The organism is Rhizobium sp. Leaf262, assembly GCF_001422245.1.
Taxonomy (GTDB): Bacteria; Pseudomonadota; Alphaproteobacteria; order Rhizobiales; family Rhizobiaceae; genus Agrobacterium.
In genome coordinates this window covers 319,561-333,123 of record NZ_LMMM01000021.1, presented here as the reverse complement: position 1 = coordinate 333,123, position 13,563 = coordinate 319,561, and the positions used below count along the sequence as shown (strand labels likewise).

At 59.3% G+C, this 13,563-nt stretch carries 7 protein-coding genes; 6 read left to right on the top strand and 1 reads right to left on the bottom strand.

The annotated features are described in order from the left end of the window. Positions 1–224: 224 nt before the first annotated feature. The 6 genes from ASF29_RS23585 to trxA all read left to right on the top strand — a co-directional run bounded on the left by ASF29_RS23585 (position 225) and on the right by trxA (position 12,098). Entirely contained in the window at positions 225–2,711 is a 2,487-nt protein-coding gene (locus ASF29_RS23585; protein ID WP_062453159.1) for a PAS domain-containing sensor histidine kinase, read from the top strand. Then, positions 2,708–4,222 carry a tRNA (adenosine(37)-N6)-threonylcarbamoyltransferase complex ATPase subunit type 1 TsaE gene (gene tsaE, locus ASF29_RS23580; protein WP_062453098.1) on the top strand — a complete coding sequence of 505 codons (1,515 nt, stop codon included), beginning with the start codon at positions 2,708–2,710 and terminating at the stop codon, positions 4,220–4,222. Before ASF29_RS23585 ends, tsaE begins: the two co-directional genes overlap by 4 nt. A 10-nt stretch (positions 4,223–4,232) precedes the next feature. Beyond that, positions 4,233–4,952: a nucleotidyltransferase family protein gene (locus ASF29_RS23575; protein ID WP_062453097.1), complete on the top strand. Its 720-nt coding sequence runs from the start codon at positions 4,233–4,235 to the stop codon at positions 4,950–4,952. A gap of 25 nt (positions 4,953–4,977) precedes the next feature. After that, positions 4,978–8,154 carry a double-strand break repair protein AddB gene (addB, locus tag ASF29_RS23570; protein ID WP_062453096.1) on the top strand — a complete coding sequence of 1,059 codons (3,177 nt, stop codon included), beginning with the start codon at positions 4,978–4,980 and terminating at the stop codon, positions 8,152–8,154. Beyond that, on the top strand, positions 8,144–11,701 hold the full coding sequence (gene addA, locus ASF29_RS23565; RefSeq protein ID WP_062453158.1) for a double-strand break repair helicase AddA: 3,558 nt from the start codon (positions 8,144–8,146) through the stop codon (positions 11,699–11,701). The genes addB and addA overlap by 11 nt, the downstream gene beginning before the upstream one ends. Positions 11,702–11,777: 76 nt before the next feature. Next, positions 11,778–12,098: a thioredoxin gene (gene trxA, locus ASF29_RS23560; protein WP_062453095.1), complete on the top strand. Its 321-nt coding sequence runs from the start codon at positions 11,778–11,780 to the stop codon at positions 12,096–12,098. A gap of 118 nt (positions 12,099–12,216) precedes the next feature. Here trxA and ASF29_RS23555 read toward each other — a convergent pair whose 3' ends face one another. Next, positions 12,217–13,560 (bottom strand): folylpolyglutamate synthase/dihydrofolate synthase family protein, encoded by a 1,344-nt coding sequence (locus tag ASF29_RS23555; RefSeq protein WP_062453157.1) that lies wholly within the window; start codon positions 13,558–13,560, stop codon positions 12,217–12,219. Positions 13,561–13,563 lie beyond the last annotated feature (3 nt).

The window sequence follows — 13,563 nt, the reverse complement described above, 5'->3', positions numbered from 1 at the left end:
CCCCTCCCTTTCCGGGGGTTTCCGAAGGCGGTATTGTCACAAGACTTGATTCGTGCGCGGGCATGGCGTGCGGAAATGGGATGTCTTGTCGAAGATGCGGCACATAGGACGGAGACAGACCGGGGATGACGGTAGACGATTCACGCTCGCAGGCGCGGGCAAAAGACGAAGTTCAGTCCGGTGGCGGTGATGCGCCTGGGCGAAGACGTTTGACGGCGACACTTATGAACACTGCGAGCTTCGTTCGCAGGAAGGCTGTGGCGTTTTCTGCCTTGATGGCGGGCACCGCACTCAGCGGTTTTGCGGCTGTGGCCCACGCCCAGCAGAACCTTGTACTTCAAACGGGAGAACGGTTGTTCTCCTCTTCTGAAACGATCACCTATTCCCTGTTTATCGGCATCGTCTCGGCAACGCTTTTCTCCATCGTCTGGCTGGTGCGCCAACGCGGAAACATCGAGGCGGAAACCAATGAATACCGGACGGCTTTGTCCGAAGCGAATGCCAAGATTTCCAAATATGAAGCGCTGATAGCAGATAAATCCCGGCGCATCGTCATCTGGGAAAGCGCTGGAGACCGTCCTGAGTTCATCGGTCAGTTGCCGCCGGAAACCGGCGTGCCCAGTGCCGATCACGATTTTCTAGCCTTCGGTCGCTGGCTGCGTCCGACATCGGCGTCCCCTCTTGAAAAGGCGATCGAGAAACTTCGCAGCCATGCGCAAAGCTTCGATCTGACCGTCGAAACGCTGCGCGGCGAAGTCATCGAGGTACAGGGGCGCGTGTCGGGCGGAAAGGCTTTTGCTCGTTTCGTTGCGCTTAATAATCTGCGCGCCGAACTTGCCGAACTGCAGGTCGAGCGCGAGCGGCTCGTATCGTCGATTTCAACATTTCAGGATTTGCTCGACAGCATTGAACAGCCGGTGTGGCGGCGCAATTCCGATGGCGCCCTGACATGGGTGAACCATGCCTACGCGCAAAGCGTGGACGCGCGCACGCCTGAACAGGCCGTGACCGAGCAGCGCGAATTGCTGAACACCGTCACACGGCAGAAGATTCGTGTGAGCGCCACACCGGAATCGCCGTATCACGACCGAATCTCGACCGTCGTTTCCGGCAACAGAACCTTCTTCGATGTGGTCGATCTCAAGACGCCGGGTGGTTCCGCCGGTATGGCCATCGACACGACGGAAGCCGAAACGGTTCGCGAAGAGCTGAAGCGGACGCTGAAAAGCCATGCCGAGACACTCGATCATCTGGCAACACCGGTCGCCATTTTCGACGGCCAACAGCGCCTGCAATTTTACAATCAGGCCTTCGTCAGTCTGTGGGGCCTCGATCTGGTCCTGCTGGAATCGAAGCCTGCCAATTCCGAGCTGTTCGACCGGCTGCGCTCCGATGGGAAGCTGCCGGAGCAGTTGAGCTGGAAGAGCTGGAAAGAAACCGCGCTTTCCGTCTATCGCTCGCTCGATACCAAGACAGATCTCTGGCATCTGCCAAATGGACAGACGCTGCGCGTGATCGCAACTGCGCATCCGCAGGGCGGCGCCACATGGGTCTTTGAAAACCTGACCGAGCAGGTCGATCTGCAGATGCGCTACAATACGCTTGTCAAGGTTCAGGGCGAAACGATCGACCATCTGGCCGAAGGTGTCGCCGTTTTCGGTGCCGATGGACGCATGCGGCTGTCGAACCCTGCCTTCCGTGCGCTGTGGGCTATCACAGCCGACGAAGCCGAAGCCGGAAAGCATATTCGCTCCATCGAAGAGGTCTGCGCGCAATCCTACGACAAGCCGGATGGCTGGCGCGCGTTCAGCCAGTTCATCACCAGTTTCGATGATGAACGTCTGTCAAAACAGGGCACGCTCGAGCTTCTGTCCGGTCTTGTACTGGATTACGCGATCATTCCTTTGCCGGATTCCCAGACGATGCTGACCTTCGTCAATATGACGGACAGCGTGAGGGCCGAGCGGGCATTGAAGGAAAAGAACGAAGCTCTGCGCAAGGCCGACGAGCTCAAGAACGACTTCGTCCAGCACGTCTCCTATGAGTTGCGCTCGCCGCTCACCAATATCATCGGCTTTACCGATCTGTTGAAGACGCCGGGCATTGGCGATCTAAGCGAAAGACAGGCCGAATATCTCGATCACATATCCACCTCCTCATCGGTGCTGCTGACCATCGTCAATGATATCCTTGATCTGGCAACGGTCGATGCCGGTATCATGCATCTGAACTACACTGAAAACGATCTGACCGAGCTTCTGGACGATGTGTCCGTCCAGATCACCGACCGTTTGCAGGAAAGCGGCGTGTCTCTGGAGATCGTGGCACCTGCCCATCTCGGCGCCATCGTTGCCGACCACCAGCGCCTGAAGCAGATCCTCATCAAGCTGTTGACCAATGCAGCCAATTTCGCACCAGAGGGTTCGGCCATCACGCTGACATGCCAGCGCAGCGAAGGCGATTTCGTCTTTTCGGTTGCCGACCGCGGCCCCGGCATCCCTAAGGACATGCTGGAAACCGTATTCGACCGTTTCTCGACCCATGGCAATGGCGGACGTCGCACCGGTGCTGGGCTTGGCCTTTCTATCGTGGAAAGCTTTGTTAGCCTGCACAGCGGCAATGTCACCATCGACAGCCGCCCGGGTGAAGGCACTGTCGTCAGCTGCCGTATTCCATCCGGTTCGCATCCGCATTCCATTGCCGCCGAATGAACCAGAGCCACCTGCCTCTTTCCATCTTTCTCGCCGATGAAGCCGAGACCATCCGGCTTGGCGAGGAACTGGCGCTGACCGTCAAGCCCGGCGATTGTATTGCGCTGATCGGCGATCTCGGGGCCGGAAAATCGACGCTGGCCCGCGCGCTGATCCGCGCCATTGCCGATGAGGATGCGCTCGAAGTCCCAAGCCCGACCTTCACCATCGTCCAGTCCTACGCATTGCGCTTTCCCGTTGCCCATCTCGATCTTTACCGCCTGTCGGATGTGTCCGAACTGGACGAGCTTGGCATCGACGAGATGCTGTTCGACGGCGTCTGCCTGATCGAATGGCCAGAGATGGCATCCAGCGAATTGCCCAAGGACAGCACGATTACGCTGCGTCTTACCCATCAGGGCGACGGACGCGTGGCAACCATCGATGCGCCGCCAAAACAGCGAGCGCGGCTGGAACGCGTACTCGCCATCCGCGAATTCCTTGACGAAAACGGCAAGAAGAATGCCTCGCGCCGCTACTTCAGCGGTGATGCAGCCTATCGCACCTACGAGCTGGTGCGCGATGCCAACGGCCAGGCGCTGCTGATGGACTGGCAGCCGCCACCCAGAGGCCCGGTCATCAAGGACGGCAAGACCTACGCCGAAATCGTTCATCTCGCGCGCGAGGTGAAACCCTTCGTCGCGATCCAAAGGTTTCTGGGAGAGAACGATTTTACGGTTCCCCAAATTCTGGCACAGGATTTGAAACGTGGCATTCTGCTTCTGGGCGATATCGGTCGCGATGGCGTTTTGGATGAGGAGGGCGCACCGATCGAGGAGCGCTATCTGGAAAGCGTCGCCTGCCTTGCAGCCCTGCACGAGACCCCTGCCCCCGGCGACATCACGCTGGCTGACGGCGCGACCTATGAGATATCGCCCTTCGACGCGGATGCGATGAAGATCGAGACATCGTTGCTGCTCGACTGGTATCTGCCGCATATCCGTGGCGAAGAGATCGATGAGAGCGAAAAGCAGAGCTTCTTTGCCGTTTGGGATCAGCTGATCGAAAAGCTGGATGATGCGGAGCAAGGCCTTTTGCTGCGCGATTTCCATTCGCCGAATATCATCTGGCAGGCAGATAAATCCGGTATTCAGAGAGTTGGCATCATCGACTTTCAGGATGCGATGATCGGGCCGATGGCCTACGATCTCGCCTCGGTCATTCAGGATGCACGTGTCACCATTTCGCCAGAACTGCAAGCGCGGTTGATGGCGCATTATCTCGATATCAGGCGCAAAAACACTGATTTCGATGAAAAAACCTTCCTGAAAGCCTTTGCCATCATGGCAGCCCAGCGCAATTGCAAGCTTGTCGGCATCTGGGTTCGTCTGATGAAGCGCGATGACAAGCCGCATTACATGAAACATATGCCGCGCACATTCTCTTATCTGCGCTCCGCACTTGAGCATCCCGATCTTGCCCCCCTGCGTGATTGGTTTGAAAGCGCGGGCGTCGATCTCCACCAACAGTGAAGTGTTTCCCATGACGATCACACAAGCCATGGTGCTGGCAGCAGGTCTTGGCACCCGAATGCGGCCGATTACCGATACGATCCCCAAGCCTCTGGTGAAGATCGCCGGACGCCCGATGATCGATTATGTTCTGGATGTGCTGGTCGCGGCGGGCGTGGAAACCATCGCCGTCAATGTGCACCATCACGCCGACCAGATGGTCGGGCATCTTGCTAACCGCAAGGATGCCGAAATTCTGATCTCGGATGAGCGCGATCAGCTGATGAATTCCGGTGGTGGTCTGGCAAAGGGCTTGAAGCTGTTGGAACCCGGCCCGGTCCTCGTGATGAATGCGGACCTGTTCTGGATCGGCGAAACGCCCGGTGAGACCACCAATCTGGAAAAACTCGCTCGTTTCTTCGACCCTGAGACCATGGATATGGCGCTGCTTTGCGTCGATATGGACCGGACGACCGGCCACAATGGCAAGAAGGATTTCAATCTTGCCGATGATGGCACGCTGACACGCTACAAGGAAGGCGAGCCGCGCCCGGTTGTCTATGCCGGTGCCATTGCCATGGATAGCTGGCTTCTGGCTGATGCGCCTGCGGACGCCTTCAATTTCAACATCTATTTCGACCGTGCCATTGCGCAAAATAGGCTTTTTGGCCTGTCACTTTCAGGTCAATGGATTACCGTCGGCACGCCGGATGCTATAGAAGATGCGGAACGAACCATCGCAACGCTCTAAAGCAACCGACAAGTGAGATGACCCATTGGCGCATGCCAAGCGTATTCTAACCATTGCTCCCGGCACGCCGTTTCTCAAAACGCTTGCGGAAAGTCTGTGCGATGGCAGGCTGACACCTGGCTTCCGCTATGACGCCGCCGATCCGCTGTCGCTGGCCAAGGTCACGATCTATGTCCCGACACGCCGTTCGGCCCGCGTGCTGCGGTCCGAATTCGTGGATCTGCTGGGCGGGCAATCGGCCATCCTGCCTGTCATCCGTCCCTTAGGCGAAACAGATGACGATAGCGGCTTTTTCGATATCGAAACGCCTGCCACCATCGATCTTGCACCACCGATTTCCGGCACGGCGCGACTGGTGGAGCTGGCGCGTCTGATCCTTGCCTGGCGCAACAGCCTGCCGGATGCGATCCGCGCCGTGCATTCGGATTCGCCGCTCGTTGCCCCTGCCAGCCCGGCGGATGCCATCTGGCTGGCGCGGTCGCTCGGCGAAGTCATCGACGCCATGGACACCGAAGATCGGGATTGGGATGCGCTCTCCAAGCTCGACACCGCTGACCATGCACAATGGTGGCAGCTGACCGCCGACTTCCTGAAGATTGCCAGCATCTTCTGGCCCGCACGGCTGGAAGAACTCAACAAATCTTCTGCCGGGCGGCACCGCAATGCGATTTTGCGGGCAGAAGCCGAGCGCCTGATACAAATCGGATCGGATGATCCGATCATCGTCGCAGGCTCCACCGGCTCCATTCCCGCTGCTGCGGACCTGATTGCATCGGTCGCCTCCCTGTCTCAGGGCACCGTCGTTCTGCCCGGCCTAGATGTGGAAATGCCCGAAGATCAATGGCAGTCGATCAATGAGAGCCCGAACGATCCGTCCAGCCGCACCCATTCGCAATATGGCCTCTTCGTTCTGCTGCAAAAGCTGGGTGTCTTGCGCAATGATGTCGAGCAGATCGGGACACTGGACGCCGACCTGAAAAATCGTGCCGCGATCTTTTCCACCGCCCTTGCCCCGGCCAAAGCCACCAGCGAATGGAACGAGTGGCGGACTGAAAAAAGCGACACATTTTTTGAAGAGGCCTTTGCATCGGCTTCCATCATAGAAGCCGCCAATGAGCGTGAAGAGGCAACGGCCATTGCCATCGCCCTTCGGTTGGCACTTGAAAAGCCCGGCACCGGTGCGCAGTCGCAGGCAGCGCTCATCACCCCAGACCGCGGTCTCGCGCGCCGTGTGGCGACGGAGCTTGCCCGTTTCGGCATAGAGGCCGATGATTCCGCCGGTACACCCCTGTCTGCCACCCCGCAGGCGGGGCTCTTGATGCTCGCGCTGGAAGCGATCCTGCGGCCCGGTGATCCGGTTGCGGTCATGTCCCTGCTCAAACATACGCTGTCGCGCTTCGGTCTTGGCGAAATGCAAGTCGGTCAGGCCGTTGCTGGTCTGGAGTTGCTCGCATTACGCGGTGGCCGAACCGAAACGACGCTCGATACGCTGGAAGCCCTGCTTCAGCAACAGCTTGCCCTCCACACGGATGACCGGCACCCGCCGCAATGGCGAAAATCGCTTCCCGAAGGCAGCGACGCGGCAGCAGCCGATCTCGCAGCCCGCATCAAGTTGGCCATTGAGCCGCTGGATGCGGCTTTCATTCGCAAAGACCCCATCAACGGTCGCCTGACGGCGCGTCTCACCCTTGCCGACTGGGCGGAGCGTACGGGCCGCGTCATCGAGGCCATCTGCCTTGATGAACGTGGTGATCTTGCCAGCCTCTGGTCGGGTGAAGCGGGCGAGAAACTGTCCGGGCTTCTGGCGGAGTTGATGGATTGCGGCAGCGTGCTGGAGGCCGATGGACCGCAGTGGATCGATATCATGACGGCCCTCGTAGCCGGTGAATCGATCAAGCCCCGCGCCATGCGCCATCCGCGCGTCTTCATTTTCGGTGCGCTGGAAGCGCGTCTGCAAAGTGTGGATACCGTCATCATCGGCGGCTTGAACGAAGGCATCTGGCCGGGACAGACGGCCAACAATCCGTTTTTGTCGCGCAACATGAAAACCGCCATCGGTCTGGAGCCGCCGGAACGGCGCATCGGGCAGCTGGCGCATGATTTCGAGATGGCGAATGGCACGCGGGAAATTTTCTACACCCGCGCCCTTCGCCAGGGCTCCACACCGGCAGTCGCCTCACGCTGGCTGCAACGACTTTTGGCGTTGGGCGGAGAGGCCTTTGCCGAGACGCTGAAAGAGCGCGGAACCGCATACCGCCATTGGGCCACCATGCTGGATGAGGGCGAAAGCCAGCAATCTGCCAAGCGCCCTGCCCCGACACCGCCAGCCGAGCTACAGCCGAAATCCTATTCCTTCAGCGAAGTGGGCAGGCTGCGGCGCGATCCCTATTCCATCTATGCACGGCGTATCCTCAAACTCGATCCGCTGGATGAATTCAATCGCGATCCGGGTGCCGCCGACCGTGGCACGCTCTATCACCGCATCATGGAAACCTATTCCCGCGAAGGCCATGTGCACGGCACACCCGCTGCCGAAGAGGCCATGTTTCGTGTGCTGCATGCCTGTTTCGATTCGGAAAACCTGCCGCCGCATATCGATGTCGTCTGGCGACCCCGTTTCGAGGCAGTAGCGCGCGAATTTCTCATGTGGGAAAAAAACCGTCGTGCGCTGGTCAAGCGCAGCCACATCGAAGCCCGGGCCGGACAGGAAATTCCGGAAGCAGGCATTCGCCTGACAGGCGTTGCCGACCGGATCGACATCAAGACATCCGGCAAGGCCGATATCATCGACTACAAGACCGGCCTGTCGCCCTCCATCAAACAAGCGCGGTCCCTGCTCGATCCACAGTTGGCGCTGGAAGCGGCGGCGCTGATGCGCGGCGCGTTTCGCGATACCGGATTACCGGTGCCGGAGGATCTGATCTATGTGCGTCTGCGGCCTGGCCAACGCTTTGATACGGATGTCATCAACAACGAACATGCCAAGGCAACGGCCAAAACCGCGCCGAAATCGGCGGTGGAGCTGGCTAATGATTCCATCGACCAGCTTGCCAAATTCGTGATTTCGCTGCGCGAGGGCAAGAACGGCTTCGTTTCACGGCTGATCCCCGAAGAGCAGCAGGCCTATGGCGGCGAATACGACCATCTTGCCCGCGTGTCCGAATGGTCGACGGCAGAACCGGGAGATGGCGATGCTGAATGATATCACAGACCACGGCCCAGAGCAGGACGATCCAAAAAGCTGGATCGACTGGACAAGTGCGCAGCAGACCCGCGCCTCGGACCCGGCCAGTTCCGCCTGGGTGTCGGCCAATGCCGGCTCCGGCAAGACTCACGTTTTGACGCAGCGGGTGATACGCCTGCTTCTGGCCGGTTGTCGCCCATCTGCCATTCTGTGTCTGACCTATACGAAGGCGGCAGCCTCGGAAATGTCGAGCCGCGTGTTCGACAGGCTGGCAGACTGGGCGACGCTGTCCAACGCAGACTTGAGCGATCGCATCACCGCCATCGAAGGTCGCGTGCCCGATCTCATCAAGCTCAAGGAAGCACGGCGGCTGTTTGCCAAAGCGCTGGAAACACCGGGTGGCCTGAAAATTCAGACCATTCACGCCTTTTGCGAGGCGTTGCTGCATCAATTTCCGTTGGAAGCCAATGTCGCCGGGCATTTCTCGGTACTGGATGACCGGGCCGCGAGCACGCTTCTGGCCGAGGCACGCCGCACGCTGTTGACCGCCGTCTCCATGGAGAACGACAAGCCACTGGCGCAGGCGCTCGCTTATGTTCTCGATATCGCCGACGAGACCGGGCTCGAAGCCCTGCTCAGCGCCATTGTTGCGAACCGCAATGCTATCAGAGGCTTTCTCGAACAGGCAAGTCAGAGCGGCGACATTGATACTGCCCTTCGCGCCAAGGCGGGCATTGGCCCGCAGGAAACGGAAGAGACGGCAGCGACGGCTTATTGGCCACTGCCCGGTCTTTCCGGCCTGTCGATGGATACTTATCTTACCTTGGCGGATGAAATCGGTGGATCGCGCGTCATTGATGTCGCCTATGCGTTGCGCGAAGCCGCGCGTGCCACGGATGTCTTCAAGCGAGTCGAGTTCATCGAGGCAGCACTTCTGACATCGCAAGGTGCACCGAAGTCCGATGCTTATGTGATCAATAAGGCCATGCAGACATCCGCCCCTGCCCTGCTGGATGACCTGACTGCCGCCCGCGCCCATGTCGTGGCCTGCCGGGATCGTTACCGCACCATCCGTATGCTGGAAGCGACCAGACATGCGCTGACGCTCGCAGAGCGTTTGATCGGCGATTTCGAGGATTTGAAGAAGCAGCGCAGCCAGCTGGATTTCGAGGATCTGATCGAACGAGCCGCAACGCTCCTCAACCGCGATACCGCAGGCGCATGGGTTCACTACAAGCTCGATCAGGGCATCGACCACATTCTGGTGGATGAGGCGCAGGATACGAGCCCGGTGCAGTGGTCCATCATCCAGTCACTGGCCGCCGATTTCTTTCACGGTGAAACCGCCCGCGAGGGTCGGCGCACGGTCTTTGCCGTGGGCGACGAGAAGCAGTCGATCTATTCGTTTCAGGGCGCACGACCGGAACGGTTTTCGCAGGAAAGCCGGGAAACACAGCAGCGCGTCAAAGCCGTGGAGCAAACATTCCATTCCGTACGCCTGCCTCTTTCATTTCGGTCCACGGCGGATGTTCTTGCCGCCGTCGATCAGGTCTTTTCCCTGCCCGAACATGCGGAAGGCCTGAGCGCCGAAAGAGAACCCGTCGAACACCGCTCCAACCGCCACGGACAGGCCGGCACGGTCGAACTCTGGGACATGATTGCCGCCGAGCCGGTGGACAATGACGAGGACTGGACGGCCCCTTTCGATGCGCTGCGCGAAAGTGCCCCGCCCGCCATCGTCGCACGCCGCATCGTCGCGCGCATTGCGGAGATGATCGGCACGGAAACGGTGGTGGAGAAGGGCGTAGAGCGCACCATCGAGGCGGGCGATATTCTCGTTCTGGTTCGAAAACGTCACGCCTTCGTCAATGCGCTAACCCGCGAACTGAAGCAGCGCAAGAACATTCCCGTCGCCGGTGCCGACCGTCTGCGTCTGACCGACCACATCGCCATTCAGGATTTGCTGGCGCTTGGCCGTTTCGTGCTATTGCCGGAAGACGATCTTTCGCTCTCGGCACTTCTAAAAAGTCCACTCTTCAACCACTCGGAAGACGACATTTTCGAAGTCGCCGCAAAGCGTCCGCCAGATACCAGTGTGTGGCATCATGTGCAGACGATCTCCGCGCAGCCGGAAGGACGCCAGTTCGCCGCCTCGGTCGCGCAGCTGCTGCACTTCATCACGCTGTCGAAAACCAGCACGATCCATGATTTCTTCGCCGCCGTTTTGACCCTACATGAAGGCCGCGCCAAATTTCTGGGTCGGCTGGGCAATGAGGCCAGCGACGTTCTGGACGAATTCCTGTCCTTCGCGCTGGATCACGAAAAAACCGGCCTGCCCGGCCTACAATCCTTCATTTCTGTCATGGAAACCGACGCACCGGAGATCAAGCGCGAGCAGGACAAGGAACGCGGCGAAGTCCGCATCATGACCGTGCATGCCTCCAAGGGCTTGGAAGCGCCTGTTGTTTTTCTCGTGGATGGTGGCTCCAAGGCCTTTATTCACAGCCACTTGCCTAAGCTGCGTTTCATAGAAAGCCATGATAAATCGCTGCCGGTCTGGCTGCCGGGCAAGGGTTTCGACAACACGCTGGTGTCGAAAGACGAAGACCGTCTCAAGCTTTCCGCCGAGCAGGAATATCGCCGCCTTCTCTACGTCGCGATGACGCGTGCGGCCGATCATCTAATCGTCTGTGGTTACCGCGGTCCTCGGGAAAACCCGGATTGCTGGCATGCCATGATTGCCCGCTCGCTTGCCGCAGATGAGAACCGCAGCAGACGCCAGACATTTTCCGCCGGTGGCGAGGAATGGGACGGGTTATTGTGGCACTCCACCCAGCGCGACGTCAAAGCCATCACCCAGACAGAACCGCCACCGCCTGTAGTGCGAGATGTTTTGCCACCCTCGCTAATGCAGCCCCTGCCGCCGCCACCGGCCCTGCCGCGTCCGCTCAGCCCATCCGGTGCGGGAACCATTATCGATGATGGCTCCGAAGATTTGCTGGTCACCTCTCCGCTGTTTGCCAAGCAGGAAGTATCGTCTGGCCTTGCCCTGCAACGCGGTCGGCTTGTCCACCGTATGCTGCAAACCCTGCCGGACTATCCCCCGGATCAGCGCGAAGATGCCGCCCGCCGCTATGCTGAGCGTGCTGCTAGATTCTGGCCGGACAAGGAACGCGAAAAGCTGATCCGCTCGACGCTCGCGGTGCTGTCGGAACCCGCGCTGCAACCCGCCTTTTCCGCCAATAGCCGTGCGGAAATCTCCATCATGGGCACCCTGCGGCTGGGCACAAGGGACTACGCCGTCTCGGGCCGCATCGACCGGCTGGCTGTGGAAGGTGACCGCGTCATTCTGGTGGATTACAAGACCAACCGCGTGCCGCCTGCAAGCGAGGCGGAAATCTCCCATGCACACAAGGCGCAGCTTGCGATCTACAAAAGCATTCTGGCACCGCTCTACCCGGGCAAGAGCTTTACCTGCGCGTTGGTTTACACGGAAAACGCATCCTTCGTGACGCTCAGCGACGATGCTTTATCGGCTGCCCTTGCTGCAATCGAGACAAAGTGAGATACCGGACATTGAAATTGCCGGGCATCGGCATCACATTCTAGTCAACCAAGAGACACCGAAAGGAGAGCCATCCATGGCTACCGTGAAAGTCGATACCTCCAACTTCCAGTCCGAAGTTCTTGATTCCGCCGAGCCCGTCGTCGTTGATTTCTGGGCTGAATGGTGTGGCCCGTGCAAGATGATTGCCCCGAGCCTCGAAGAAATTTCCACCGAACTGGCCGGCAAGGTCAAGGTCGTGAAGCTCAATATCGACGAAAACCCAGAACTGGCTGCCCAGTTCGGCGTTCGCTCGATCCCCACGCTTGCCATGTTCAAGGGTGGTGAAGTGGCAGACATCAAGGTCGGCGCAGCGCCCAAGACTGCGCTCTCGGCCTGGATTTCCAGCGCCGCTTGATTGAGTGTCATAGAGAATGAGTAAAGCCTCGGATCGCTCCGAGGCTTTTTTATTTGCCCGTCATTCCGGTCTTAAACCGCAATCCGATTGCAGCGTCTGACGCGTGACGGAGGAATGGCTACTTCGGAACCGTGCCGTTCAACGCCAGCGCATTGCCTGCCAGATAGAGCGACCCGCCGATTAAAATCCGTGGCGCAGGTTTTCCCGGTGCGAGACGTTTTGTCAGTTCCTCCAGCGCTTCCTCGATGGACGATGTCGGCGCGGCGACCAGTCCGGCATCGAAAACGGCATGAGCCAGCACCACCGGGTCGATGGCGGCATCCGTGCCGTGGATTGGCACCGTGAAGACATATTGCGCGATATCGGCAAAAGCCTTGAAATAGCCGACCTGATCCTTGGTGTTGATCATACCCGCAATCAGAAACAGCGGACGCGCCTGCTTCTCCTCGAAACCGGCCATGGCTTCGGCAATCACCTCACCGGCACCGGGATTATGGCCGCCGTCGATCCAGATTTCCGAGCCAGGTGGAGCGAGTTCAACGATCTTGCCTGTGGTGATGCGTTGCAGACGGCCCGGCCACTCGACCGAGGCCATCGCCTTTTCGATCATCCGATCCGTGACCTCGAAGCCTGCGGCCTTGACGGCGCGGATGGCGGCAGCGGCGTTGGCAAGCTGGTGGCGACCGGGAAGACGTGGCAGTGCTGTGTCCACCAGGCTGAACTCATCCTGATAGACCATTCGCCCGAACTCTTCGTGCGCGGAGTAATCCTGCCCATATACGGCTGTCGGGCATTTCAGGCGCTCTGCGGTGTGCACCAACACATCGAGCGCGGCATCAAATTCCTGATGTCCGATGACGACAGGTGCTCCCGCCTTCATGATCCCGGCCTTTTCCGCCGCAATCAATTCGACGCTGTCGCCGAGATAGGCCTGGTGGTCGAGCGAAATCGGCATGATGATCGACACGGCCGGGTCGGCAATGACATTGGTGGCATCGAAGCGTCCGCCAAGGCCCACCTCGATGATGGCGGCATCGGCTGGATGTTCGGCAAACAGAACGAAGGTGACGGCTGTGAGGATTTCAAAGACCGTAATCATCTGCCCGTCATTGGCAGCGGCTACGCGCTCCAGCGCATTTGCCAAAACCGCGTCTTCGACATAGCGGCCCTTTTCGCCACGGATGCCAAGGCGGTAGCGCTCGTACCAGTTGACCAGATGCGGAGAGGTATGGACGTGAACGCCAAGACCCGCCGCTTCCAGTAGCGCGCGGCTGAAAGCCGTAACCGAGCCCTTGCCGTTGGTGCCCGCCACATGGATGACAGGCGGCAATCTCTTCTGCGGATTGCCAAGCTTTTCCAGAAGGCGGGTGATGCGGTCCAGCGAGAGATCGAAGCCCTTGGGGTGTAGCCCCAGGAGCTGTTCGATGATCCGTTCTGCCTCGCTGTGGGCGGGCGTCGTCATAGT